29 protein-coding genes and 1 pseudogene are annotated in these 24,248 nt (G+C 72.9%); 20 read left to right on the top strand and 10 right to left on the bottom strand.

The genetic code is table 11. The features are described from left to right. The first annotated feature begins 17 nt into the window (after window positions 1-17). The gene (locus ACIRG6_RS15380; protein WP_318215198.1) at window positions 18-569 is read left to right on the top strand and encodes a GNAT family N-acetyltransferase; all 552 of its coding nucleotides are present in this window, start codon (window positions 18-20) and stop codon (window positions 567-569) included. On the opposite strand, the gene ACIRG6_RS15375 is transcribed toward ACIRG6_RS15380, so the two are convergent. Continuing rightward, the gene (locus ACIRG6_RS15375; RefSeq protein ID WP_318215199.1) at window positions 541-888 is read right to left on the bottom strand and encodes a DUF6204 family protein; all 348 of its coding nucleotides are present in this window, start codon (window positions 886-888) and stop codon (window positions 541-543) included. The two genes, ACIRG6_RS15380 and ACIRG6_RS15375, sit on opposite strands and share 29 nt — an antisense overlap. A 145-nt stretch (window positions 889-1,033) precedes the next feature. Between ACIRG6_RS15375 and ACIRG6_RS15370 the strand changes: the two are divergent. After that, window positions 1,034-3,034, top strand: a pseudogene (locus tag ACIRG6_RS15370) (DUF5107 domain-containing protein). 38 nt (window positions 3,035-3,072) lie between these two features. Here ACIRG6_RS15370 and ACIRG6_RS15365 read toward each other — a convergent pair. Beyond that, entirely contained in the window at window positions 3,073-3,420 is a 348-nt protein-coding gene (locus ACIRG6_RS15365; protein WP_318215201.1) for a VOC family protein, read from the bottom strand. Between the two features lie 71 nt (window positions 3,421-3,491). Here ACIRG6_RS15365 and ACIRG6_RS15360 point away from each other — a divergent pair, with 71 nt between their 5' ends. Continuing rightward, entirely contained in the window at window positions 3,492-4,013 is a 522-nt protein-coding gene (locus ACIRG6_RS15360; RefSeq protein WP_364823503.1) for a phage holin family protein, read from the top strand. Window positions 4,014-4,089: 76 nt separating this feature from the next. Here the strand turns inward: ACIRG6_RS15360 and ACIRG6_RS15355 are convergent, their stop codons facing one another. Next, window positions 4,090-5,052, bottom strand: coding sequence for an LLM class F420-dependent oxidoreductase (locus tag ACIRG6_RS15355; RefSeq protein WP_364677223.1), 963 nt, complete (start codon window positions 5,050-5,052; stop codon window positions 4,090-4,092). 165 nt (window positions 5,053-5,217) lie between these two features. Between ACIRG6_RS15355 and ACIRG6_RS15350 the strand changes: the two genes are divergently transcribed. The 13 genes from ACIRG6_RS15350 to ACIRG6_RS15290 all read left to right on the top strand — a co-directional run bounded on the left by ACIRG6_RS15350 (window position 5,218) and on the right by ACIRG6_RS15290 (window position 15,053). Further along, window positions 5,218-6,660 carry an NAD(P)/FAD-dependent oxidoreductase gene (locus ACIRG6_RS15350; protein WP_364676954.1) on the top strand — a complete coding sequence of 481 codons (1,443 nt, stop codon included), beginning with the start codon at window positions 5,218-5,220 and terminating at the stop codon, window positions 6,658-6,660. Beyond that, window positions 6,657-8,504: a transketolase gene (locus tag ACIRG6_RS15345; protein WP_364676956.1), complete on the top strand. Its 1,848-nt coding sequence runs from the start codon at window positions 6,657-6,659 to the stop codon at window positions 8,502-8,504. Before ACIRG6_RS15350 ends, ACIRG6_RS15345 begins: the two co-directional genes overlap by 4 nt. Continuing rightward, window positions 8,501-9,439: a non-homologous end-joining DNA ligase gene (gene ligD, locus ACIRG6_RS15340; protein WP_364822933.1), complete on the top strand. Its 939-nt coding sequence runs from the start codon at window positions 8,501-8,503 to the stop codon at window positions 9,437-9,439. Before ACIRG6_RS15345 ends, ligD begins: the two co-directional genes overlap by 4 nt. A gap of 111 nt (window positions 9,440-9,550) precedes the next feature. Beyond that, window positions 9,551-9,949, top strand: coding sequence for a gas vesicle protein GvpO (locus ACIRG6_RS15335; protein ID WP_364676960.1), 399 nt, complete (start codon window positions 9,551-9,553; stop codon window positions 9,947-9,949). Window positions 9,950-9,998: 49 nt separating this feature from the next. After that, entirely contained in the window at window positions 9,999-10,436 is a 438-nt protein-coding gene (locus ACIRG6_RS15330) for a gas vesicle structural protein GvpA (RefSeq protein ID WP_239764386.1), read from the top strand. Further along, a complete protein-coding gene (locus ACIRG6_RS15325) occupies window positions 10,433-11,206 on the top strand; it encodes a GvpL/GvpF family gas vesicle protein (protein WP_364676962.1) in 774 nt (257 codons plus the stop codon). The genes ACIRG6_RS15330 and ACIRG6_RS15325 overlap by 4 nt, the downstream gene beginning before the upstream one ends. Window positions 11,207-11,211: 5 nt before the next feature. Next, window positions 11,212-11,475: a gas vesicle protein GvpG gene (locus ACIRG6_RS15320; RefSeq protein ID WP_318215206.1), complete on the top strand. Its 264-nt coding sequence runs from the start codon at window positions 11,212-11,214 to the stop codon at window positions 11,473-11,475. Further along, the gene (locus ACIRG6_RS15315; protein ID WP_403322913.1) at window positions 11,472-12,155 is read left to right on the top strand and encodes a DNA primase; all 684 of its coding nucleotides are present in this window, start codon (window positions 11,472-11,474) and stop codon (window positions 12,153-12,155) included. The genes ACIRG6_RS15320 and ACIRG6_RS15315 overlap by 4 nt, the downstream gene beginning before the upstream one ends. Beyond that, window positions 12,152-13,453 (top strand): SRPBCC family protein, encoded by a 1,302-nt coding sequence (locus ACIRG6_RS15310; protein WP_365021181.1) that lies wholly within the window; start codon window positions 12,152-12,154, stop codon window positions 13,451-13,453. The genes ACIRG6_RS15315 and ACIRG6_RS15310 overlap by 4 nt, the downstream gene beginning before the upstream one ends. After that, window positions 13,450-13,776, top strand: a complete 327-nt coding sequence (locus ACIRG6_RS15305; protein WP_161165809.1) for a gas vesicle protein — start codon at window positions 13,450-13,452, stop codon at window positions 13,774-13,776. The genes ACIRG6_RS15310 and ACIRG6_RS15305 overlap by 4 nt, the downstream gene beginning before the upstream one ends. Then, window positions 13,773-14,579: a GvpL/GvpF family gas vesicle protein gene (locus tag ACIRG6_RS15300; RefSeq protein WP_364676967.1), complete on the top strand. Its 807-nt coding sequence runs from the start codon at window positions 13,773-13,775 to the stop codon at window positions 14,577-14,579. Before ACIRG6_RS15305 ends, ACIRG6_RS15300 begins: the two co-directional genes overlap by 4 nt. Further along, window positions 14,576-14,758, top strand: coding sequence for a gas vesicle protein (locus tag ACIRG6_RS15295; protein WP_077799359.1), 183 nt, complete (start codon window positions 14,576-14,578; stop codon window positions 14,756-14,758). Before ACIRG6_RS15300 ends, ACIRG6_RS15295 begins: the two co-directional genes overlap by 4 nt. Before the next feature lies 1 nt (window position 14,759). Then, window positions 14,760-15,053 carry a gas vesicle protein K gene (locus ACIRG6_RS15290; RefSeq protein WP_364822921.1) on the top strand — a complete coding sequence of 98 codons (294 nt, stop codon included), beginning with the start codon at window positions 14,760-14,762 and terminating at the stop codon, window positions 15,051-15,053. A 34-nt stretch (window positions 15,054-15,087) separates the two neighbouring features. Here ACIRG6_RS15290 and ACIRG6_RS15285 read toward each other — a convergent pair whose 3' ends face one another. The 3 genes from ACIRG6_RS15285 to ACIRG6_RS15275 all read right to left on the bottom strand — a co-directional run bounded on the left by ACIRG6_RS15285 (window position 15,088) and on the right by ACIRG6_RS15275 (window position 17,803). Further along, window positions 15,088-15,258, bottom strand: a complete 171-nt coding sequence (locus ACIRG6_RS15285; RefSeq protein WP_239764392.1) for a hydrophobic protein — start codon at window positions 15,256-15,258, stop codon at window positions 15,088-15,090. A 53-nt stretch (window positions 15,259-15,311) separates the two neighbouring features. Next, entirely contained in the window at window positions 15,312-16,133 is an 822-nt protein-coding gene (locus ACIRG6_RS15280) for a class I SAM-dependent methyltransferase (protein ID WP_364676970.1), read from the bottom strand. Between the two features lie 155 nt (window positions 16,134-16,288). Beyond that, complete coding sequence (locus tag ACIRG6_RS15275) at window positions 16,289-17,803, bottom strand: bifunctional phosphatase PAP2/diacylglycerol kinase family protein (RefSeq protein ID WP_350714899.1); 1,515 nt, start codon at window positions 17,801-17,803, stop codon at window positions 16,289-16,291. 120 nt (window positions 17,804-17,923) lie between these two features. On the opposite strand from ACIRG6_RS15275, the gene ACIRG6_RS15270 reads away from it, so the two are divergent. Beyond that, window positions 17,924-19,543: an ABC-F family ATP-binding cassette domain-containing protein gene (locus tag ACIRG6_RS15270; protein ID WP_403322908.1), complete on the top strand. Its 1,620-nt coding sequence runs from the start codon at window positions 17,924-17,926 to the stop codon at window positions 19,541-19,543. A 29-nt stretch (window positions 19,544-19,572) separates the two neighbouring features. Here ACIRG6_RS15270 and ACIRG6_RS15265 read toward each other — a convergent pair whose 3' ends face one another. After that, window positions 19,573-20,694: a baeRF2 domain-containing protein gene (locus ACIRG6_RS15265; protein WP_364676974.1), complete on the bottom strand. Its 1,122-nt coding sequence runs from the start codon at window positions 20,692-20,694 to the stop codon at window positions 19,573-19,575. Between the two features lie 60 nt (window positions 20,695-20,754). Between ACIRG6_RS15265 and ACIRG6_RS15260 the strand changes: the two genes are divergently transcribed. Continuing rightward, window positions 20,755-21,033, top strand: a complete 279-nt coding sequence (locus ACIRG6_RS15260) for a DUF6158 family protein (protein ID WP_239764397.1) — start codon at window positions 20,755-20,757, stop codon at window positions 21,031-21,033. Between the two features lie 107 nt (window positions 21,034-21,140). On the opposite strand, the gene ACIRG6_RS15255 is transcribed toward ACIRG6_RS15260, so the two are convergent. The 3 genes from ACIRG6_RS15255 to ACIRG6_RS15245 all read right to left on the bottom strand — a co-directional run bounded on the left by ACIRG6_RS15255 (window position 21,141) and on the right by ACIRG6_RS15245 (window position 22,653). Then, complete coding sequence (locus tag ACIRG6_RS15255) at window positions 21,141-21,680, bottom strand: type 1 glutamine amidotransferase domain-containing protein (protein ID WP_318215215.1); 540 nt, start codon at window positions 21,678-21,680, stop codon at window positions 21,141-21,143. Between the two features lie 112 nt (window positions 21,681-21,792). Then, window positions 21,793-22,224 carry a CBS domain-containing protein gene (locus ACIRG6_RS15250; protein ID WP_350714909.1) on the bottom strand — a complete coding sequence of 144 codons (432 nt, stop codon included), beginning with the start codon at window positions 22,222-22,224 and terminating at the stop codon, window positions 21,793-21,795. A gap of 21 nt (window positions 22,225-22,245) precedes the next feature. Beyond that, window positions 22,246-22,653 carry a DUF2795 domain-containing protein gene (locus ACIRG6_RS15245; protein WP_403322905.1) on the bottom strand — a complete coding sequence of 136 codons (408 nt, stop codon included), beginning with the start codon at window positions 22,651-22,653 and terminating at the stop codon, window positions 22,246-22,248. Window positions 22,654-22,854: 201 nt separating this feature from the next. Between ACIRG6_RS15245 and ACIRG6_RS15240 the strand changes: the two genes are divergently transcribed. Together ACIRG6_RS15240 and ACIRG6_RS15235 are read left to right on the top strand one after the other, a co-directional pair. After that, the gene (locus ACIRG6_RS15240) at window positions 22,855-23,007 is read left to right on the top strand and encodes a hypothetical protein (protein ID WP_318215217.1); all 153 of its coding nucleotides are present in this window, start codon (window positions 22,855-22,857) and stop codon (window positions 23,005-23,007) included. A 395-nt stretch (window positions 23,008-23,402) separates the two neighbouring features. Continuing rightward, a complete protein-coding gene (locus ACIRG6_RS15235) occupies window positions 23,403-24,197 on the top strand; it encodes an RNA polymerase sigma factor SigF (protein WP_364676980.1) in 795 nt (264 codons plus the stop codon). The last annotated feature ends 51 nt before the right edge of the window (window positions 24,198-24,248 follow it).

The following is a 24,248-nucleotide window of genomic DNA, read 5'->3' as shown; positions in this document are numbered from 1 at the left end:
CGTCGTAGAGTGGCGGGATGCCGCACACCGCGCCCCGCCACCTCGCCGAGGGTCCCCGCGTGGGCATACGCCACTTCACGTACGAGGACGGTGCCGAATTCACCGCCCGGGTCCGTGAGAGCAAGGACCTGCACCACCCGTGGCTCTTCCCGCCGGACAGCGCGCAGGCCTACGCCGCCTACGCGTCCCGGCTGATCGAGGACCCGACCAAGGCCGGGTTCCTGGTGTGCGAGAGGGACGGCGGCGGCATCGCCGGATTCGTCAACATCAACAACATCGTCGGGGGCGGCTTCCTCAGCGGCGCCCTCGGCTACGGCGCCTTCGCGCACGCGGCGGGCCGCGGCCTGATGCGCGAGGGACTGGACCTCGTCGTGCGGTACGCCTTCGGGCCGCTGCGGCTGCACCGACTGGAGATCAACGTGCAGCCGGGCAACGCCGCCTCCATCGCGCTGGCCCGCGCCTGCGGCTTCCACCTGGAGGGCTTCTCGCCGAAGATGCTCTACATCGACGGGGCCTGGCGCGACCACCAGCGATGGGCGATCACCGTCGAGACCGCGACTTCCGGTTGATCTTCATGGTGTCCAGGTCGGTGACCGTCGACCTGAGGTCGCCGAACCCGTAGCCGAGCCCGCGCAGCACCGTCTCCGCCCGGTCCTCGGCGATCGCGCCCGCCATCTCCTCGCCGTCCGCCGCGTCCGACACCACGACGAACCGCATCGAGAAGTGCTTCAGCGGCGACGGCTCGTACGACAGCGAGCCCTCCTCGGTGAACCGCATGCTCGCCATCCCGTGGTCGGCGGCCTCGGCGAGCAGCCGGGCACGCGCCTGTTCCGTCAGCGCCTCCCAGGTGCCCCGGACGATCACCCGGTAGGTGTGCTGCTCACTCACGTGCCACTCCTTCGTATACGCCGACCGTCCGACATTAGGCCGTCACCGGCACGGCGCCCAGCGAATTGAACGTGAGCCACGTCGCGCGAACGCGACCGGCGGCGCCCCTGTTCACCGCGCCGGTGAGCGGCTTCCATGGGGAATCGTGACGACGATCCGACGTGAGGTACTGACGCTGCCCGCCGCGCCGCTGGGACCGGACAACCCGCTGCCGCCGCTGCGCCCGCTGGACGAGGCCCACCGCATCGACGACCGGGACCGGGCCGGCCTGCCCCGCGACATGGCCCGCCAGGTCGGCTACGAGCCGCTGCGCAGCCTGCTGCCCGTGAGCGTCAGGGACGGATACGGACGCAGCCGCTCGCCCCGCGCCCTGGACGCGCTCGTGATCGAGAACGACCGGCTGAGGGCCACCGTCCTGCCCGGCCTCGGCGGCCGGATCGCCTCCCTCTTCCACAAGCCCACGGAACGTGAACTCCTCTACGTCAACCCGGTGTTCCAGCCCGCCGACTTCGCCCTCAACGGCGCCTGGTTCTCCGGCGGCATCGAATGGAACATCGGCGCCACCGGCCACACCACCCTGTCCTGCTCACCCGTGCACGCCGCCCGGGTGCCCGCACCGGACGGCGGGCAGATGCTGCGCCTGTGGGAGTGGGAGCGGCTGCGCGACCTGCCCTTCCAGGTCGACCTGTGGCTGCCCGAGGGCTCGGACTTCCTCCGCGTCGGCGTCCGGATCCGCAACCCGCACGAGCGCCCGGTGCCGACGTACTGGTGGTCCAACATCGCCGTCCCCGAGGACCGCCGCGTCCTCGCCCCCGCCGACGAGGCCTGGCTCCCCCACTGCCTTGAAGGCGTGGGAGGTACCCCCATCGGCTACGAGCGCCGGCTGCGGCGCGTCCCGGTCCCGTCGTACGACGGCGCCGACCGCACGTACCCGCTCAACAGCACCTACGCCGCCGACTACTTCTACGAGGTGCCCGACGGCCGGCGCCGCTGGATCGCCGCGGTCGACGAGGACGGGCACGGGCTCGCGCAGACCTCGACCGACGTCCTGCGCGGCCGCAAGCTCTTCGTGTGGGGCTCGGGACCCGGTGGCCGGCGTTGGCAGGAGTGGCTCACCGAACCCGGCACGGGCGGCTACTGCGAGATCCAGGCCGGACTCGCCCGCACCCAGCTGGAGCACGTGAAACTGGAGGCCGAGAGCGAGGTGTCCTAGCTGGAGGCGTACGGGCCGCTCGACGCGGAGCCCGGGGGCGAGTGGCACGCGGTGCTGCGCGGGGCGGAGGAACGGCTGGAGCACGCGCTGCCGCGCGCCGACGTGGACGCCGCGTACGCGGCCTGGCAGCCGTACGCCGACGCCGAGCCCGGCGAGCGCCTCGCCACCGGTTCGGGCTGGGGCGCGCTCGAGGTGCTGCGCACGGGCTGGAAGCTGCCCGGCACGCCCTTCGAGGAGAGCACCCTCGGCGACGACGAGGAACCCTGGCTGCACCTGCTGCGCGCCGGATACCTCCCTGCGCCCGACGGACACCGGCCGCCGGGGCAGACGCTGGTCGCCCGGCCCTGGCGGGACATGCTGGAGACGGCGCCCGCCACGCCGGACACCGAGTACCACCTCGGCATCGCCCAGTGGCACGCCGGTGACCTGGCGCAGGCGGAACGCAGTTGGGAGCGCGGCCTGCAGGGCGCCACCGACCGCTGGCCGCTGCTGCGCTGCCTCGCGCTGGCCGACCGGGAGGGCGGTCACCCCGAACGGGCCGCCGACCGGTACGCCGACGCCTTCGACGACCTGTGCGCGCGGCGACGCGAAGAGGGCCGGGAGGACGACGGCGAACGGTGGCGGGCGGCGACCGCCGCGCTCGGACGCGAGGCGATCGAGGCGCTGCTCGCGACCGGACGCACGGGGGACGCCCGTGCCGTGTGGGAGCGGCTGCCCGAGGCGGTCCGCACCCGCGGCCGGTTCCGGCTGACCGAGGCACAGCTGCTGTACGCCGAGGGCCGGAGCGCCGAGGCCCGGGCCGTCTACGACGAGGGCTTCGAGGTCGCCGACCTGCGGGAGGGCGACGAGAGCATCGGCCGGCTCTGGGCCCGGCTCACCGACGAGCCGCTCCCGGCCCGCCACGACTTCCGGATGCGGCCGGACGGAGGCTGAGCCCCCGGCCGGCCGGCGGTCACTCCGGCGCGCGGACCCTACGCGCGCCGGTCCACGTACTCGTACACCGCCCCGTCCGGGTGACGGGCGATCAGGTTGCGGCCCGCGGGCGTGGCCACCGGACCCGCGATGACGTCCGCGCCCAGCTCGGTCAGGACCCGGTGGGTCTCCTCGACGTCCGTCACGGCGATCGTCGCCGCCACCTTGCGCAGCACCTCGAGCTGGGACTCGGGGCCGCTCATCAGCAGGAAGCAGCCGATCGCGGCGACCTCGACGCCACCGCGCTCGAAGCGCAGCGCCGGGCCGCCGGCCAGACCTTCGTAGAAGGGGATCGCCTTGTCCAGGTCGTCGACACAGATACGCAGTGTGGCTCCCAGAATGTCCATACGGACGAGCCTAGTTGGCCGCTGCCCGGCGCGGGCCCCATGGACCCGCCGTCCCCGGGTACCCGCAAGGCATGGACCGCATGGATCACTTGGAACACCTGGACAAGCAACTGGTCGACGAACTGGCTCAGGTGGCACGCGAGACCGTGCGCGACGAGCTGCGCGAGCAGACGCGGAAGCAGCGCCGCAAGGCCACGCTCTACGCCGCCTCCGGTGCCGCCGCGCTGTACGCGGGCGCGGCCCTCGCGCTCACCGTGGGCCTCGCCCTCGCCGTCGGCCTGCCCGACTGGGCCGCCGCACTGATCACCGCCGCCCTCCTGGGCGTCGCGGCCTGTCTGCTGCGCGGCGCCGCACGGCCGCACGCGTCGGGGCCGGGGGCCGCCCCGGGCTCCGGGCACACCGCCGGCCACGAACACACCGCCGGCGGCCACACCCCCGCCGCGCCGCCGAACGGACTCGGCGTGCCGTACCCGCCCATGCCGCCCACCGCCCCCGCACCGGGCGGCACGCACACCGGCACCGGCACCGGCACCGACACCGCCGCGCCGCGCCGGGACGACGCCGGCCCCGAGCGACCGCACCGCGGCGCCTGACCGGACCCACGGGAACGGCCGCGCCCCCGGACGGACGGTCCGGGGGCGCGGCCGTGCGCGGACGAGGAGCCGCGGATCAGGTGCTCTCCCGCAGCTGCGGCAGCACCTTCGTGCGGTAGAAGTCGAAGAAGCCGCGCATGTCGGGGCCGATCTGGTTGACGTAGACGCGGTCGAACCCGGCGTCGGCGAACTTCCTCAGCTCCGCGACGTGCTCGTCCACGTCCTCGCCGCACACCCGGTTCTCGCGCACCATGTCCTCGGTGACCAGCGTCTGCGCCTGCTCGAAGTGCTTCGGCGAGGGCAGCACCTGGGCCAGCTCGCCCGGCAGCTGCTCGTTGGCCCACAGCCGGTGCACGGTCCGTACCGCCGCGTCCCGGTCGGTGTCGTAACAGACCTTCGTGCCGCCGCTGACCAGCTTGCCGCCGCCCCCGCCCTTGCGGTACTGCTCCACCATCGAGGCGTCCGGCATCATCGTGATGTAGCCGTCGCCCACCCGGGACGCCAGCTTGGTGGCCGCCGGACCGAAGCCGGAGATGTCGATCGGCACGGGCTCGTCGGGGACCGTGTAGAGGCGGGCGTTCTCCACCGTGTAGTGCGTGCCGTGGTGGTTGACCTCCTCACCGGTCAGCAGCCGGCGCATGACGAGGATGGCCTCCTCCAGCATCTCCAGACGCACGTGCGCGGCCGGCCACGCGTCGCCGAGGATGTGCTCGTTGAGCGCCTCGCCGGTGCCGACGCCGAGCCGGAAGCGGCCCTCGGTCATCACCGCGCTGGTCGCCGCCGCCTGGGCCACCACCGCCGGGTGGATGCGCACGGTGGGGCAGGTCACCGCCGTCTCGACCGGCAGGGACACGGCCTCGGACAGCGCGCCGATCACCGACCACACGAAGGGGCTCTGTCCCTGCTCGTCGTTCCACGGGTGGTAGTGGTCCGAGATCCACAGCGCCTGGAATCCGGCCTGCTCGGCCATCCGCGCCTGCTCGATCAGCTCAGCGGGACCGTACTGCTCGCACGAGAGGAAATAGCCGTACTCGGGCATGGACTGCCTCCGGGACATGGGGTGGGTGGGTCCTGGCCCGGGTACCCGGGCGCCGGTCCGGAAACCGGCGGTCCGGGCCCCGGCGGGCCCGCCGGAGACGTTTGGGTGCCCCGGCCCAGGGGACGCGGAAGGCTCACGAGGTACGCGACAGCCCGGAGGCGAACCGTGAGCCGACCCCGCATCGTGATCGTCGGTGCCGGCTTCGCCGGGTACCGGACGGCCCGCACCCTGTCCCGGCTCACCCGGCACCAGGCCGACATCACCCTGCTCAACCCGACCGACTACTTCCTCTACCTGCCCCTGCTGCCCCAGGTCGCCGCCGGCATTCTCGAACCGCGTCGCGTCAGCGTGTCCCTGTCCGGGACCCTGCCGCGCGTCCGGCTGGTGCTCGGCGAGGCCGACGGCATCGACCTCGACGGGCACACCGTGCACTACACCGACCCGGAGGGCGGCGAGGGCACCCTGCCCTTCGACCGGCTGGTGCTCGCCGCGGGCAGCGTCAACAAGCTGCTGCCGATTCCCGGCGTCGCCGAGCACGCCCACGGCTTCCGCGGGCTGCCCGAGGCGCTGTATCTGCGCGACCACGTGACCCGGCAGGTGGAGCTGGCCGCTTCGGCGCGGGACCGCGCGGAGAGCGCCGCCCGGTGCACCTTCGTCGTGGTCGGCGCCGGATACACCGGCACGGAGGTCGCCGCGCACGGCCAGATGTACACCGACGCGCAGGTCCGCAAGCATCCGATGCGCACGGGCATGCGGCCCCGCTGGATGCTGCTGGACGTGGCGCCGCGCGTCCTGCCCGAGATGGACGAACGGCTCTCCCGCACCGCCGAGCGGGTGCTGCGGCAGCGGGGCGTCGACGTGCGGATGGGCACCTCGGTCAAGGAGGCCACCCACGACGGGGTCGTGCTCACCGACGGAACGACCGTCGACACGCGCACGCTGGTGTGGTGCGTGGGCGTGCGCCCCGACCCCCTCGTGGAGTCCCTCGGGCTGCCCATGGAACGCGGCGGGCTGCTCGTCGACCCCTACCTCCAGGTGCCGGGGCGCCCCGAGCTGTTCGCGTGCGGCGACGTGGCGGCGGTGCCCGATCCGAACAACCCCGGCGCGTACACGCCGATGACCGCGCAGCACGCCTGGCGGCACGGCAAGGTCTGCGCCCACAACGTCGCCGCGTCGCTCGGCCTCGGCGGTGAGCGTCGGCCCTACCGGCACCGCGACCTGGGCTTCGTCGTGGACCTGGGCGGTACCAAGGCCGCGGCCAACCCGCTCGGCGTCCCGCTGTCCGGCCCGGCGGCGGGCGCGGTCGCCCGGGGGTACCACCTCGCGGCGATGCCGGGCAACCGCGTCCGGGTCGCGGCGGACTGGCTGCTGGACGCGGTGCTGCCCCGGCAGGCCGTGCAGCTGGGCCTCGTACGGTCCTGGTCGGTGCCGCTGGAGTCGGCGTCCCCCGAGCTGGCACGGGTCCCGGCGGGGGCGGCGCCTGCGCGGACGGAGCACGAATCCGCCGACCCCGGACCCGAACCGCCGGCCGGCCAGCCGCCGCCCGGCCCCGGAATCGCCCCCGGTCCCGTCAGGCGTACCGACGGACCCCTCGAAGGAGACTCATGAACACCGGTGAACTCGTCGAACTCGGTCAGCAGCTGCGCGTCGACAGCGTGCGCGCCTCCGCCGCAGCGGGCTCCGGGCACCCGACGTCCTCGATGTCCGCCGCGGACCTGATGGCGGTACTGCTCGCCAACCACCTCCGCTACGACTTCCAGCGCCCCGCCCACCCCGGCAACGACCGCTTCGTCCTCTCCAAGGGACACGCCTCGCCCCTGCTGTACTCCGCCTACAAGGCGGCCGGCGCCATCGGCGACGAGGAACTGCTCACCTTCCGCAAGCTGGGCAGCCGTCTGGAGGGCCACCCCACGCCGCAGCGGCTGCCGTGGGTCGAGACGGCCACCGGCTCGCTTGGCCAGGGGCTGCCCGTCGGCGTCGGCATCGCCCTGTCCGGCAAGCGGCTGGACCACGCCGACTACCGGGTGTGGGTGCTGTGCGGCGACAGCGAGATGGCCGAGGGATCGGTGTGGGAGGCCGCCGAGCACGCCGGACACGAGCGCCTCGACAACCTCACCCTGATCGTGGACGTCAACCGGCTCGGCCAGCGCGGACCCACCCGGCACGGCCACGACCTCGACGCCTACGCCCGCCGCTTCCGGGCCTTCGACTGGCACACGATCGAGATCGACGGCCACGACGTCGACGCCGTCGACCGCGCCTACGGCGAGGCCCTGTCCACCAGGGGCCAGCCCACCGCGATCATCGCCCGCACCCTCAAGGGCAAGGGCGTCCAGGCCGTGGAGGACCGCGAGGGCCAGCACGGCAAGCCGGTGCCTGACGCCGACGAGGCGATCGCCGAACTCGGCGGCCCGCGCGAGCTCACCGTCCGGGTGCACGAGCCGCCGTCCGCCCGGGCCCTGCACTCGGCCGGCTCCGGGCAGCTCGAACTGCCCCGGTACGAGATCGGCGACGAGCTGGCCACCCGCAACGCCTTCGGCGAGGCACTGGCCGCGCTCGGCACCGCCCGCGGCGACGTCGTCGCCCTCGACGGCGAGGTCGGCGACTCCACCCGCGCCGAGTTCTTCGCCAAGAAGCACCCCGAGCGCTACTTCGAGTGCTACATCGCCGAGCAGCAGATGGTCGCCGCCGCCGTCGGGATGGCGGCGCGCGGCTGGGTGCCGTACGCCACGACGTTCGCGGCCTTCCTGACCCGTGCCTACGACTTCGTCCGCATGGCGGCGATCAGCGGCTCCGGCCTCAACCTCGTCGGCTCGCACTCGGGCGTCGCCATCGGCCAGGACGGGCCCAGCCAGATGGGTCTGGAGGACCTGGCCATGATGCGGGCCGTCCACGGTTCCACCGTGCTGTGCCCGTGCGACGCCAACCAGACCGCCCGTCTCGTCGCGGAGATGGCCGGGCTGGAGGGCATTCGCTATCTGCGCACCTCCCGCGGCGAGAGCAAGGTGATCTACGGGCCCGACGAGGAGTTCCCCGTCGGCGGCAGCAAGGTGCTGCGCTCCTCGGACCGCGACCGGCTGACCGTCGTCGCGGCGGGCGACACCGTGCACGAGGCGCTGGCCGCGGCCGACGCCCTCGCCGGGGAGGACATCGCGGTCCGGGTGATCGACCTGTACTCGGTCAAGCCCGTGGACCGGGACACGCTGCGTCGGGCCGCCGAGGAGACCGGCTGCCTGCTGTCCGTGGAGGACCACCGGGAGGAGGGCGGCATCGGCGACGCCGTCCTCGACGCCTTCACCGACGGGCGGCCGGTGCCGCGCCTGGTCCGGCTCGCCGTGCGGACGATGCCCGGCTCGGCGTCGCCCGAGGAGCAGCTCCGCGCGGCGGGCATCGACGCCGACTCCATCGCGGCGGCCGGCCGGCTGCTGGTGGGGGAGGCGGTCGTCGCGTGAGCCCCGACGCCGTACGGACCGTCCGGGCCGGCCGGCGCACCGTGGAGGTCCACCGGCCCGACAAGGTGCTGTTCCCCGCCGGGAGCGGCCGGGACGGGAACGGCGGAGCCGAGGAGTACACCAAGGGCGATCTCGTCGACCACTACCGGGCCGTCGCGCCGTTCATGCTGCCGCACCTGCGGGGCCGCCCGCTCATGCTGGAGCGGCACCCGGACGGCGTGGACGGTCCCCGGTTCATGCAGAAGAACACCCCGGAGCACTACCCGGACTGGATCTCCCGCGTCGAGCTGGCCAAGGAGGGCGGCACCGTATGTCACACCGTCTGTGACGACACGGCCACCCTCCTGTACCTCGCCGACCAGGCCGCCCTCACCCTGCACCGGTGGCTGTCCCGGGCCGGGCGGGCCGACCGGCCGGACCGTATGGTCTTCGACCTCGATCCGTCCGGTGACGACTTCCCCCGGGTCCGCGAGGCGGCCGGGCTGCTGGGTGAGCTGCTCGACGAGCTGGGGCTCCCCTCGGCCCTCATGACCACCGGCTCGCGGGGCCTGCATGTGATCGTTCCCCTGAAGGGCCACCAGGACTTCGACGAGGTGCGGGAGTTCGCGCGGGACGTCGCCGACACCCTGGCCGCGTCCCGCCCGGACCGGCTGACCACCGCCGCCCGCAAGAAGGACCGCGGCGACCGGCTCTATCTCGACATCCAGCGCAACGCCTACGCGCAGACCGCGGTGGCGCCCTACTCCGTCCGCGCCCTGCCCGGCGCGCCCGTGGCGACACCCCTGTCCTGGGACCAGCTGGACGACCCGGGCCTGCACGCCCGCCGCTGGACCGTCGCGGACGCCGTCGAGCAGGCACGCACCCGGCCCTGGGCCGGTATCCGCGCCCGGGCGCTGGAACCCGCCCGGCGACGGCTGCACGCCCTGCGCGGCTGACCACCGCACGGCCGGACGCCGACCGCTCCGGTTGCGCAGACGTGTGGCACATGCATGAGCCCGTGGAGGTTTGGCGAACACGCTTGCGGCCACACGGAGGGAGAGGTGGCCATGTCGAACACGAACAACACGTCCGAATCGCAGACCCCGAAAAAGACTTCACGCACATCACAGAGTCCTCAAAAGACGCAGAACTCGCAAGAACCACAGGAAACACACAACTCACCGAAGGCGCGTCGGCCCCGGCCGATGGAGATCCTCCGCGAGGCGCGGGCCCAGCTCGCGGAACTCACTGGAATGACCGCGGAGACCGTGTCGTCCTTCGAGCAGACGGAGGAGGGCTGGTCGCTGGAGGTCGAGGTTCTCGAGCTCGAGCGGGTGCCCGACACGATGAGCCTGATGGGCAGCTACCTGGTGGAACTCGACCCGGAAGGGCAGCTCACCGGTTACCGCAGGGTCAGGCGCTACGAGCGCGGACGCGCCGACGCGCGAGGTTCCGGCGGACGCTGAACCGCCCGGACGGACATCACACTCACGGAATGGATGGAGGACATCCGGCATGACTGTCGTACCGGCACAACAGACCGGCGGCGGAGGCGGCAGCAGCGGCCTTTACGACGTTCTCGAGCTCGTTCTGGACAGGGGGCTCGTCATCGACGCATTCGTGCGCGTGTCCCTGGTCGGTATCGAGATCCTCAAGATCGACGTACGTGTTGTCGTCGCCAGTGTCGACACCTATCTGCGCTTCGCCGAGGCGTGCAACCGGCTCGACCTGGAGGCCGGGCCGCGCAAGGACCCGGGCCTGCCCGACCTGGTCGGAGAGATGACCGAGTCCGGTGCCCGCGGCAAGTCCAAGGGGGCGCTGTCCGGCGCCGCCGACACCATCTCGGACGCGTTCAAGCAGGCCCGTGACGAGAGCGGCTCCGAGCGGGAGACCGCCTCGCGTCCGCGTGCCCGCAAGTCCGCGCCCTCGCGTCGCAAGGAGGAGCAGGAGTGAGCACGTACGTCTACGGCATCACCGCAGGATCCCACCCCTCGCTCCCGGAAGGGCTGACAGGGGTCGGCAACCCGCCGAGTGAGGTGCGGGTTCTCCACGAGGGGGACCTGGCGGCCATCGTCAGCGACGCCCCCGAGGACCTGCGCCCCAAGCGCAGGGAGCTGCTCGCCCACCAGAACGTGCTCAGCGAGGCGGGCGCGGAGGGCTGCGTGCTGCCCATGCGCTTCGGCAGCGTCGCACCGGACGACAGCGCGGTCACCGGCGTCCTCGCGGAGCGCGCCGAGCACTACCAGGAGCGGCTGCGGGCCCTGGACGACCGGGTCGAGTACAACATCAAGGCCAACCACGTCGAGGAAGCGGTACTGCACCACGTGATGGCCGAGAACCCGGAGATCCGCGCCCTCGCGGAGTCGAACCGGAAGTCGGGCGGCGGCAGTTACGAGAGCAAGATCCAGCTCGGCGAGATGGTCGCCGCAGCCGTCAAGGACAAGGAGGCCGAGGACGCCACCACGCTGGAGCGCGCCCTGGAGCCGGCCGCCGACGCCGTCAGCGTGGGCCCCGAGTCCACCGGCTGGCTCGCCAACGTGTCCTTCCTGGTGAAGCGGGAGACGGCCGAGGAGTTCCTGGCCGCCGTGGAGCGGGCCCGCAGGGAGATGCCGCACCTGGAGGTGCGGGTGAACGGACCGCTGCCGCCGTACAGCTTCGTCGAGCCCGGCCCGGCCGAGCCCGCGGGCACCGCGGCCGGTGGCGCGGACGCCGGAGCGGGGTGACGGCCGTGGGACTCATCTCGGAGATCCTCCTGCTGCCGCTCGCTCCGGCACGCGGTGGTGGCTGGGCCATCAGACAGGTGCTCGCGGAGGCCGAGCGCATCTACTACGACCCCTCCACGATCCGGGCCGAACTCGCCCGACTGGAAGAGCGGTTGGAGGCCGGGGAGATCACCGAGGAGGAGTTCGACCAGGAGGAGGACGCGCTCCTGGACCGGCTGGAGATCGCTACGCGCCACAGCGCGGGATTGGGCAACGGGACGGCACCATGAATCGAACGGGACTGGGCCTCGCCGTAGGGGCCGGCTATCTGCTGGGACGCACGAAGAAGCTGAAAATGGCGGTCGCCGTGGGCACCATGGTGGCAGGCAAGAAGCTGAACCTGACGCCGAAGGGCATCGCGGAACTGGTCTCCACGCAGCTGCAGAACAATCCGCAGTTCAAGGAGATCGGGGACCAGCTGCGCACGGACCTGCGGGGCGTGGGCAAGGCCGCGTCGGGGGCCATGGTCGAGCGGCAGATCGACGCGCTCGCCGACCGCCTCCACGGGCGCACCGCGCAGGTCCGCGACCAGCTCTCCGGCGTGGCCTCGGCGGCGCCGGGCGTGGGCTCCGACGACTCCCGTGACTCCGAGGACTCGGAGGACTCGGAGTACGAGGACGAGGAGCCGCGGGACGAGTCGGACGAGTCGGACGAGCCGGACGAGCGGCAGAAGTCCGAGCGGCGCCGCGAGCGGCCCGCGAAGAAGGCGTCCGAGTCGGCGCGCGGGGCGGCGAAGAAGGCACCCGCGAAGCGGCCGGCGAAGAAGGCCGCCGCGCAGGCGCCCGCGAGGAAGACGGCCGCCAAGCGGGCACAGCCCGCCAAGAAGGCGGCCGGCAAGAAGACGGCCCCCGCCCGCAACGCGGCACGCGGCGCCGGGTCCCGGCAGTCGAAGGGCGGTGGTGAGCGATGACCGACACCCTCGGTTCCGCGGCCTCCTCGGCAGGAAAGGCCGCGAAGAAGAACCCGCTCGCCGACGTGGCGCAGAGCGAGGCGGCCGACCGCCTGAAGGCGGAGGTGCAGGACTACCTCGCCGCCCAGGTCACCCGGCTGCTGACCGGCGTCGGAACCAAGCTCGGCGAGACCACGGGCAAGCTGAACGACATAGCCGAGGGCAACAGCCCCGGCTTCGCCAAGCTTGCCCTCGACGGCGGACGCAAGCTCGCCGAGGGCAAGAGCCCGGTGCGGGCCGCGCTCGAGGTCGGCGCCGGCAAGGTGAAGGACAACGTGGTCGGCGCCTTCAAGAACCTCGGCGGCGGCAAGGGCAAGAAGAAGAAGGGCGGCGGCCAGAAGCCGACCGTCATCATCGAGTACGTCGACGTCGGCGTGCCCCTGCGCACGGCCTACGACCAGTGGACGCAGTACCAGGACTTCAGCACCTTCGCCAAGGGCGTCAAGAGCGCGAGCCGCGCCGACGACACGTCCTCCGACTGGCAGCTGAAGGTCTTCTGGTCCAACCGCAGCTGGAAGGCGAAGACCACCGAGCAGGTGCCCGACGACCGGATCTCCTGGACGTCGGAGGGCGCCAAGGGCACCACCAAGGGCGTCGTCAGCTTCCACAAGCTCGCCGACAGCCTGACCCGCGTCATCCTGGTCATTGAGTACTACCCCAGCGGTCTGTTCGAGAAGACCGGCAACATCTGGCGCGCCCAGGGCCGCCGGGCCCGCCTCGACCTGAAGAACTACGTCCGCCACATCACCTTCAAGGGCGAGGCCGACGACGGCTGGCGCGGCGAGATCCGCGACGGCGAGGTCGTCCGCAGCCACGAGGACGCGGTCGCGGAGGAGGAGCAGGAGAACCAGGAGGGCGAGGAGGACCACGAGGGCGAGGAGCCCGAGGCCCGGGACAGCGACGAGCACGACGAGGGCGAGGAGGACCACGAGGGCGAGGAGCCCGAGGCCCGGGACAGCGACGAGCACGACGAGGGCGACGAGGGCGACGAGGACGAGGAGTCCGACGAGGCGGAGGACGCCTACGAGGACGAGGAGGACGAGGAGGACGACGAGGACGCTCCGTACGCCGAGGACGAGGGCGAGACGGAGGAGGAGTCCGAGGAGTCCGACGAGCCCGAGGACGAGGACGGCTACGAGGAGGAGCCCGAGGGAGAGTACGAGGAGGAGGAAGCCGGCGCCGACGCCGAGGACGAGTACGCGTCCCGCGGTGAGTACGCGGACGAGGACGAGTACGCCGACCGCGGGAGCCGTCGATGACCACTCCCAGCCGGCTGCCCGATCCCTATGGCCAGGGGCAGAGCGCCAATCTCGCCGACATCCTGGAGCGGGTGCTCGACAAGGGTGTCGTCATCGCGGGCGACATCCGGATCAACCTGCTCGACATCGAGCTGCTCACGATCAAGCTGCGGCTCATCGTCGCCTCCGTCGACAAGGCCAAGGAAATGGGCATCGACTGGTGGGAGAGCGACCCGGCGCTCTCCTCGCGCGCACGGCGCGACGAACTGACCCGGGAGAACGCGGAGCTGCGTGAACGCCTGAGAGAGCTGGAGTCGGGCCGCGTACCGAGGGAGGAACGATGACGGGACTGCGGTACGTCTACGCCGTCTGCCGGCCCTTCGACGTCCCCCTCCAGTCCCAGCTGTCCGGGGTGGCGGGCGACCCGCCCAGGCTGCTGACCCACCACGGTCTGGTCGCCGTGGTCAGCCATGTGCCCGAGGCCGACTTCTCGGAGGAGTCGCTGCGGGCCCACCTGGAGGACCTGGACTGGCTCGCCGGGACCGCCCGCGCCCACCAGCAGGTCGTCGACGCGCTCACCGTCGTCACCACGCCGCTGCCGCTCCGGCTGGCCACCGTCTTCCGGGACGACAGCGGCGTCCGCGTGATGATGGAGGAGCGGGAGGACGACTTCCGGCGCACCCTCGACCGGCTGGAGGGCCGGGTGGAGTGGGGGGTGAAGGTGTACGTCGAGACGGATCCCGGCCAGCCGGACCGCCCCGCGGAGCCCGCGCCCAAGCCCGCCACCGGCCGTGACTACCTGCGGCAGCGGCGCATGCAGACGCGGGCGCACGAGGACCTGTGGTCCAGGGCCGAGGAGTTCGCGATGCGACTGCACGCGAACCTGTCCTCGCGGGCCGCCGACGCGCGGCTGCACGCACCGCAGAATCCCACGCTCTCCGGCGCCGCCGGACGGAACGTTCTCAACGCCGCCTATCTGGTGCCGCGGGACGTTTCCGAGGAATTCGTGGAGATGGTGGACCGGACGAAGGACGACACTCCCGGAATGCGCGTGGAACTCACCGGCCCGTGGGCCGCCTATTCGTTCGCGGGAGAGGAAATCTCCGGTGAGAAGGCGGCGGGCGAGACAGCGGGGGAGGAGTCATGACCGTCGTCGAACGCCGTGAGATCGCCCTCGTGGACCTGCTCGACCGGCTGCTGGCCGGCGGAGTGGTCATCACCGGTGACATCACGCTGCGCATCGCGGACGTCGACCTGGTCCGCATCGACCTCAACGCGTTGATCAGCTCGGTCAACCGCAATGTGCCGTCACCGTTCGGGGACTGACGTGACCGAGAACCCCGAACGCCGCAAGCACCTCGACCTGGATCCCGACACGGTCGAGCGCGACCTGGTCAAACTGGTGCTGACCATCGTGGAGCTGCTGCGCCAGCTCATGGAGCGCCAGGCGCTGCGCCGCGTGGACGAGGGTGACCTGAGCGAGGAGCAGGAGGAGCGGATCGGGCTCACCCTGATGCTGCTCGACGACCGCATGGCCGAGCTGCGCGACCGCTACGGACTGCGGCCCGAGGACCTGAACCTGGACCTCGGGCCGCTGGGACCGCTGCTGCCCCGGGAGTGAGTCTCCCCGGGGCAGCAGCCTCACCGCCTGTCGTTCACCACCTGTACCAGCGGCCTCGGCCGCCGCCTGTGGTCGTCCCCCGGACCAGGAATCCCAGCAGCCACAGGACGATGACCACCAGGGCGACCCACCAGAGCACCTTCAACGCGAATCCGGCGCCGAACAGAATGAGGGCGAGAAGCAGCACGAGCAGAAGTGGGACCATGATGTGTACCTCCTGTCGTACTGGTTTCCCGTAATGCACCGATCAGGCGCCGTTCAGGCTTCCTTTCGGCACAGGATCTCCCCGTGCAGGACGCCGAACCAGCCTTCCGGCCGCCTGCCCCATTCCCGCCACGCCGCCGACACGGCCCGCAGCTCCTCCGCCGTCGCGTGGCCGCCCTCCGTGGCCCGTTCGGCGTAGGCCGAGGCCAGGGTGCGGTCCGCCCACAGGCCGCTCCACCACTCCCGCTCGTCCGGTGCCGAGAAGGTCCAGGTGTCCGAGGTCGCCGTGATGTCCGTGAAGCCCGCCTCCAGCGCCCAGGCCTTCAGCCGGCGTCCCGCGTCCGGCTCGCCCCCGTTGGCCCGGGCCACCCTGCGGTACAGGTCCAGCCAGGCGTCCATGCCCGGGGAGGCGGGGTACCAGGTCATGGCTCCGTAGTCCGAGTCGCGGACGGCGACGAGGCCGTTCGGTCTCGTCACCCGCTTCATCTCGCGCAGCGCCCGCACCGGGTCGCCCACGTGCTGGAGCACCTGGTGGGCGTGGACCACGCAGAACGTGTCGTCCGGGTAGTCCAGGGCGTGCACGTCCGCGACCGCGAAGTCGGTGTGGGTCAGGCCGCGCTCGGCGGCGGTGGCGCGGGCCACCTCCACGATCTCCGGCGCCCGGTCCACGCCGGTCACGTGCCCGTCGGGCACCAGTTCCGCCAGGTCCGCGGTGATGGTGCCGGGGCCGCAGCCGATGTCCAGGATCGCCATGTGCGGCTTCAGCGAGCCGAGCAGGTACGCGGCCGAGTTGGCGGCGGTGCGCCAGGTGTGCGAGCGCAGCACGGACTCGTGGTGTCCGTGCGTGTATACGGCGGTCTCCTGCTGTCCCGACATGGCCGATCCCCTCTTTGCGACTGCGCGACGCACCGGTGCGCGGGGTGCGGCGACCCCGCCCGGCAGCAGGATCACCGTACGCCCGCGCACCACATGATGAGACCGGCGTTTTGCTATATGGACTGACGTACCGTCAGAAAGAAGTCTTCCGCCCGTCAGAGCGCGTGCTGAGAGGACCGGTTGCCGGTCAGCGGCCGGTAGACGGTGAGCGCCTCGGGCAGCTTCTCCAGCGTCAGATCGCCCTGCGTCTCGGTGATCTCGCCGTCGTACGCCAGCAGGGTGCCCGGCGCGACACCGGTCAGCCGGAGCCGGCCCACCTGCACGGCCGCGTGGGCGGGGGAGCGGGTCAGCGGCCCGGCGAGCGCCGCGGAGAGCAGCCGCAGGGCCGGCCGGCGGCCACCGTGCACCACCCGGATGTCCAGTTGCCCGTCCGCCAGGTCCAGCCGGCGGCCGGGGGCCAGACCCATCCGGTGGTAGGTGCCGTTGCCCGCGAACAGCATCCACAGCGGGCGCCTGCGCCCCTGCACCTCGGCCTCCAGCGGATGCCGGTCGGCGCGCAGCACCCGCACCGCCGCGAGCACCCCGGCCGGCCAGCCGCCGATCCGCGGCGACCAGTGCTCCCGCTCGCGCACCAGCTCCGGGTACACCCCGAGGCTGAAGGTGTTCAGGAAGATGCCGCGCAGCTCACCGGAGGCGAACCGGCCGACGTCCACCCGCACGCCCTCCCCGCCCTCCAGGGCCCGGCACAGATCCTTGACGTCCTCCACGCCCAGGTCGTAGGCGAAGTGGTTGAGCGTGCCGCCCGGCAGCACCGCCAGCGGCACGCCGTGGCGCAGCGCGATCTCCGCGGCGGCGTTCACGGTGCCGTCGCCGCCGCAGACGCCGAGCACCCGGGCGCGGTCCGCCGCCTTCTCCAGCTCGGCGCCGACGTCCCCCGGCTCGCACTCGACGACCTCGGCGCCGGGCAGCGCGTCGCACAGCGCGCGCACCCGGTCCGCGGTGCCCGAGGCGATGTTCGCCACCATCACCAGGCCCTCGCCCCGGGGCAGCGCCGGGACGTCGGCGCGCGGCCTGGCCGGCGGGATGAGCTGGGCGCGCGTGGGCACCATGCCCCGTACGGCGAACGCGGCGCCCGCCCCCAGCGCCGCCCCGGCGAGCACGTCGCTCGGGAAGTGCACACCCGTGTAGACCCGCGAGAGGGCCACCGCGGCAGCCACCGGCGCCACCGCGGCACCCCACGCCGGGGACTCCAGCGCGACACCGGTCGCGAACGCGGCGGCCGACGCGGCGTGTCCCGACGGGAAGGACGTGGTGATCGGCTGCCGCTTCAGCTGCCGGACCACCGGCACCGGGTCCAGCACCGGGCGGGGGCGGCGGACCGAGCGCTTGCCGAGCGTGTTGATCGTCAAGGAGGCCAGGCTCAGCGAGGCCAGGCCCCGGACGGCGGCGCGACGGGACCGCGGGGTGCGGGCCGCGGCCAGCGCGGCGGCCGCCGCGAACCACAGCACGCCGTGGTTGGCGCTGCGGCTGAGCCGGGGCAGCAGGTGGTCGGCGCCGGGCCAGTGCCGGGCGGCGACCGACTCGAACACACGCTGGTCCAGCCGCAGCAGGCCGTCGCGGACCGGATGCGGGCCGGGTGTCGGGGCGGTGAGGTCTACGTCGGGACTCATTCCTCCCGCCTACCCGGCGGACGGGGTTTCCTGCGGGTGGCGTGCCGCACGTGCCCCGGCCCGGCCCGTACCGGGGAAAGCATTTGCCCGCAAGGCGTCCGGAGCCGCAGAATCCGGCCCATGGGTCATCTCGAAGCCGCGCACCTGGAGTACTACCTCCCCGACGGGAGGGCGCTGCTCGGCGATGCCTCCTTCCGGGTGGGCGAGGGCGCCGTCGTGGCCCTCGTCGGACCCAACGGGGCCGGCAAGACCACCCTGCTGCGCCTGCTGTCCGGGGAGCTCAAGCCGCACGGCGGGACCGTCACCGTCGGCGGCGGCCTCGGGGTGATGCGCCAGTTCGTGGGCTCCGTGCGCGACGGGACGACCGTCCGGGACCTGCTGGTGTCCGTCGCGCCGCCCCGCATCCGCGAGGCCGCGCGCGCCGTCGACGCCGCCGAGCACGCCATCATGACGGTCGACGACGAGGCCGCCCAGATGCGCTACGCGCAGGCCCTCGCCGACTGGGCCGAGGTCCAGGGGTACGAGGCCGAGACGCTGTGGGACATCTGCACCACGGCCGCGCTCGGCGTCCCCTACGACAAGGCCCAGTGGCGGCAGGTGCGCACGCTCTCCGGCGGCGAGCAGAAACGCCTCGTCCTGGAGGCGCTCCTGCGCGGCACCGACGAGGTGCTGCTGCTCGACGAGCCGGACAACTATCTCGACGTGCCCGGCAAGCGCTGGCTGGAGGAGCGGCTGAGGGAGACCCGCAAGACGGTCCTCTTCGTCTCCCACGACCGAGAACTCCTCGCCCGCGCCGCCCAGAAGATCGTCTCCCTCGAACCCGGCCCCGCCGGCGCCGACGCCTGGGTGCACGGCGGCGGCTTCGCCACCTTCCACGAGGCCCGCCGCGAGCGCTTCGCCCGCTTCGAGGAGCTGCGCCGCCGCTGGGACGAGAAGCACGCCCAGCTCAAGAAGCTGGTGCTGACGCTGCATCAGGCCGCTGCCGTCAGCCACGAGATGGCCTCGCGCTACGCGGCGGCCCAGACCCGGCTGCGCAAGTTCGAGGAGGCCGGACCGCCGCCCGAGCCGCCCCGCGAGCAGGACATCAGGATGCGCCTCAAGGGCGGCCGCACCGGCGTCCGCGCCGTCACCTGCGAGGGCCTCGAACTCACCGGCCTGATGAAACCGTTCGACCTGGAGGTCTTCTACGGGGAACGGGTCGCCGTCCTCGGCTCCAACGGCTCCGGCAAGTCGCACTTCCTGCGGCTGCTCGCCGGCGAGGAGGTGGCACACACCGGGAACTGGAAGCTCGGCGCGCGCGTGGTGCCGGGTCACTTCGCCCAGACCCACGCCCACCCCGAGCTGATGGGACGCACCCTCCTGGACATCCTGTGGAGCGAGCACTCCCAGGACCGGGGTGCCGCCATGTCCCGGCTGCGCCGCTACGAGCTGACCCAGCAGGCCGAGCAGACCTTCGAGAGGCTCTCCGGCGGACAGCAGGCCCGCTTCCAGATCCTCCTGCTGGAACTGGAGGGCGTCACCGCCCTGCTGCTCGACGAGCCGACCGACAACCTCGACCTGGAATCGGCCGAAGCCCTCCAGGAAGGCCTGGAGGGCTTCGAGGGCACGGTCCTCGCGGTCACCCACGACCGCTGGTTCGCCCGCTCCTTCGACCGCTACCTCGTCTTCGGCAGCGACGGCCGCGTCCGCGAGACGCCGGAGCCGGTCTGGGACGAACGGCGGGTGGAACGGGCCCGGTAGCCGGCCGCCCCCAGGCATCCGGGGAGCGCTCAGCGCCAGCGCAGCAGGGCGCCGAGGCCGCCCACCGGCGCGTCGTCCGCCGCGTCCTGCGGCAGGGCCGGCGTCACCGAGATCGCCGGGGCTCCGGTCATCACCGCCGAGCGCAGCAGCGCGTCGTCCGCGCGGGCGGACCAGGAGTTCTGCTCGCCGAGCGTCTTCAGCTCCGTACGGCGCATCGCCACCTGGTCGGCGTCCTCGCCGATCCACACCTCGCGGTGGGTGTCCGGCCCGTCCGGGATGATCAGCAGCTCGTCGATGCGGTGCTCCCGGGCGGCCTCGATCAGCGCCGGCACGCCCTCCGCCGCGGCGGTCCGGCCCTCGCCGTCGGGTGCGCGGGCGGCCAGGAACCTGTCCAGGTCATCCCGCGCCCGGGAGCGCACGTGCTCGTCGCGCAGCCGCTCCACGTCACCGTCCAGCAGCCGGCTGCCCGCGCCGTGCGCGGCCTCCACGATCCGGTCCTGCAGCCGCTTGGGCATCCGCTCGTGCACGGCCCGCCGCTCGCGGTCGTCACCCACCAGGATCAGCAGGTCGGCGCCCGTCTCCTCCTGGCACACGGCGAGCGCGTCCGCGATCTCCGCCGCGTTGTGCTCCCAGGTGTTCTCCACCCGCAGCTGGAAGTGGCGCTCCGACCAGTCGACGGTGCTCGTGCGGTGCACGGGCCACTGCCGGCCGGTCACCGAGCCCGCGTCCCGGCTGCCCAGCGCGCTGCGCAGCTCGAAGTCGGCACCCTTGCGGTCGATGTACGCCACGACGCACACGGGGTCCTCGCCCGCCAGCTCCAGCAGCGGCGCCACGTGCGGCAGCGGCGCCCAGTGGGCCTCGGTGCCGCCCTGCGGGGAGCGCGCCAGCGGCGGGTCGAGGATCACCTCCCCGGCCCGGGCGAACAGCGCCCGCCCGTGCGGGTCGGTGGAGTGGCGCATCCCGTCCAGGGCCTCCCGCACGGCCCGGCAGGTCGCGTCGTCAGCGCCCTGCGCGGCCAGCTCCCGGGCCACCGCGGCGGCCGTCAGTTCACGTTCGTGGGGGGTGTCCTCCGTGTGCTGGGAGAGGTCGACGTACACGGAGGCCCAGGGACCCTGATGTTCGTAGAGTGGATGCAGAAAGGCGAGTTCCATGGCTCCCTCCCGGATGCCGCTCGGGGGTGGTAGTGCTTCCGGGGCGGGTACCCGGACCGCATGAACGAACACGACACGCGGGACGACACCGCGATCGGGGTGGACCCGGGCCGCCTGGACGACCAGCAGCTCATGAAGGAGCTGGAGACCATCCACCGCACGCGCCACGACACCCTGCTGTACGGCTCGAACGACGCGCTGCGGGCCCACAACGGGCGCATGGCCCAGCTCGAGGGCGAATGGCTGCGCCGCAACCCCCGGCGCCCGGTCGCCTCGGGCCGCACCCGCGAGGGTGCCCGGGAACGGAGCTCCGGGGAGAACGCCGCCCCCGGCGCCTGAACGCCGCGTCCGACCGGTGTGCCGCCCGCACACGGGCCCGGCCCGCCACGCATACCGATACGCGCGGCCGGCCGGGACTCGTGACGCCGGGTGCTGCCCCGCGGGGCTCAGCCGGCCTTGGCGAACTCCGCGAGGAAGGTCTCGCAGAACGCCTTGAGATCGTCCGGCTTGCGGCTGGTGACCAGGGTGTTGTTGCCGTGGTCGCAGACCTTCACCTGTTCGTCGACCCAGGTGGCACCCGCGTTGCGGAGGTCGGTCCGCAGGCTCGGCCACGAGGTCACGACGCGGCCGCGTACGACGTCGGCCTCGACGAGTGTCCACGGGGCGTGGCAGATCGCGGCCACCGGCCGGCCCTGCTCGAAGAAGTCCCTGACGAACGCCACGGCCTTCTCGTCCATCCGCAGGAAGTCCGGGTTGGCCACGCCACCCGGCAGGACCAGCCCGCCGAAGGAGTCGGCCGACGTCTCGCCCACCACCTCGTCGACGGGGAACGTGTCCGCCTTGTCGAGGTGGTCGAAGGCCTGGATCTCCCCGGACTGCGTGGAGACGAGCACGGGCTCGTGGCCCGCGTCCTTCGCCGCCTGCCACGGCTCGGTCAGCTCGACCTGCTCCACGCCCTCGGGCGCGGTCAGAAATGCGATGCGCATGTGGTTCGGATTCCTTTCCGGCGCGCCGGCGGCCGTCACCGCCCGGCGCACGCGTCTCGTTCGGCCGCGAGGCCGCGGGCCCCGCGGGCACTGCGGACCCCGCGGAGCGCTGTCAGGTGCCGTCCACGGCGTCCGGTTCCGCGCGGCTGATGTCGGCGAGCGCCGAGTCGGGATCCCGGGCCTCGGCCAGATCGCCGAGGCTCACCACCCCCACCGGCAGCCCGTCCTCCACGACCGGCAGCCGGCGCACGGCGTGCTCACGCATCAGCGTGACCGCGTCCGCCACCGGATCACCGGGGGAGACCGTCAGGGGATCGGGGGTGCAGACCGTGCGGACACTCACCGCCATGGGGTCGATGCCGTCCGCCACCGCCCGCACCGTGATGTCCCGGTCCGTCAGCACGCCCACGACGTCCTGGCCGTCCGCGACCACCACATCACCGATGTTCTGCGTGCGCATCAGCTGCGCCGCCTCGACCAGGGAGGAGTCCGGGCGGACGGCGACCACACCCGGAGTCATGACGTCTCTCACGTACTCGGCCATCACGGCCCGTCCTTCCGGCGCCTACGCGCCCTGTGGCCCGGCGCTGCCCGGCCCCCCGCTCTCGGTCAGGGCGACGGCCAGTTCCTGGACGTTGTCGTAGCGCGCCTTGTGGGGCAGCCGTTCCAGACCCTCGACGAGGGCGTCGGGCGCGTTGCCGCGGCGCAGGGCGCGGCCCAGCTCCCGGGGACCCGCGGGAAAGGTGCCCCGCGTCAGGTTCCGGGCCAGCTCCAGCCGGAGCGCCTCCATGTACGTCGGCCCGCGGCCCGGGGTCACCGGCCCGTACGTGACGTCCGGATCGTCCTCGGCGATCGGTTCCGGGTCGTTCCACTCCTCGCTGCGGGTGGGGTGCCCGGACCTGAGCAGACCCTGGAGTTCGTGCTTCATCTCGTCGTCGCGGTGGACGCTCATCCGGTCACTGCCTCGCTGCATGTGTCTCCCTCCACATCCTCAGGGGGTGCCGACCGCGTACCCGGCCACCGGCGGCCGACACGGATTCACCCGGACGGGTCCGCCCCGATTTGCCCGACACGGAGCGTACGGACGCGTGCACCGCGGGTTTGCCCGGCGGCCACGGGGAACCCGCCCCGGGCACCACCCCCCACGCCCACCCCTTTTCGGGAAGGACGGATCATGGCGGTGCTGCTCGCTGTGTTCATCCCGGTCCTCATGCTCGGCGTGGTGCTGGCCCTGGGCAGGTACGAGGACCTGATGCTGCCGGGCACCCCACCGCCGCCCGGTGATCCCGAACCGGCCGCGGCGCCGGAACTGCCGTCGGCGCGCTGACGGGCCGACGAGACGGCTCCGCCCCCCGAGGCCACGACGCGGTGACAAGGCGGCCGGAGGCGTTCGCGACGGTGCCGCGTCACCCCTGTTCCTCCCGCCGGAACCGCATGCCGCATCGGGGTGTTTGACGGGGATGCTCGGGGGCAGGGGCATGTGCAGTGCTTCGGACAGGAGGCACGTCCGTGGGAGCGGCGTGACGCCGCACGGATGCGTCCGTCCGGCTCCCGGACGCCCTCCCACGGTGACCGCCCGAACCCCGGGCCGTGTCGTCGCACCGCCGGCGCCCGTCCCGCGCCCCGGAGAGCTCCGCGAGCCCCGGTGCCGGCCCGCGCCGGCCGGGCACCCCGCCCGGCGCCACGACAGGACCCCGCACTCCGAGGGAGTTGCGACGCACCATGCCGATCCAAGCCGGAGCCAAGCACCCGCACGACGACGCCCCCGACACCGCGGACGCCTTCCGCCGCCTCGCCACGCTTCCCGAGGGCCCGGAGCGCCACGCGGTCCGGGACCGGATCGTCGAGGCCTGGCTGCCCATGGCCGAACGGCTCGCGGGACGCTTCCGCAGCCGCGGCGAGAGCTTCGATGACCTGCGGCAGGTCGCGGCCCTCGGTCTGGTCAAGGCCGTCGACCGGTACGACCCCGCCCGCGGCAGCGCGTTCGAGAGCTACGCCGTGCCCACCGTCACCGGCGAGATCAAGCGCCACTTCCGTGACCACATGTGGACCCTGCACGTGCCGCGCCGGGTCCAGGAACTGCGCAACCGCGTCCGCTTCGCCGCTCAGGACCTGGCCCGGACCACCCCCGGCCGCGGGCCCACCGTGGCCGAGATCGCCGAGCGCGCCGATCTGAGCGAGCAGGACGTCCGGGAGGGCATGGAGGCCCTGGAGAGCTTCACGGCCCTGTCCCTGGACGCCGAGGTCCCCGGCAGTGACGACGGCTACTCGCTCGTCGACGGCCTCGGCGCCCCCGATCCGGCCCTCGACATCGTCGTCGACCGTGAGGCCGTCAAAAAACGGCTGGCCGCCCTGCCCGATCGGGAGCGCGCCATCCTCTACATGCGGTTCTTCGACGACATGACCCAGAGCCGCATCGCCGAACAGCTCGGCATTTCCCAGATGCACGTCTCCCGGCTGATCAGCCGGTGCTGCGACCGGGTGCGGGAGCAGGTGCTGCGGGATCCGGCGGCCTGACCCGGCGGGCGGTCCGAAACCTGTTCCTCACCCGCACGGGGGCCCCGGTCC

The organism is Streptomyces flaveolus (genome assembly GCF_044765825.1).
In the GTDB taxonomy this organism is placed as follows: Bacteria; Actinomycetota; Actinomycetes; order Streptomycetales; family Streptomycetaceae; genus Streptomyces; species Streptomyces flaveolus.
Note: the sequence above shows the minus strand (reverse complement) of the source record. Positions and strands in the feature narration are given on the sequence as shown.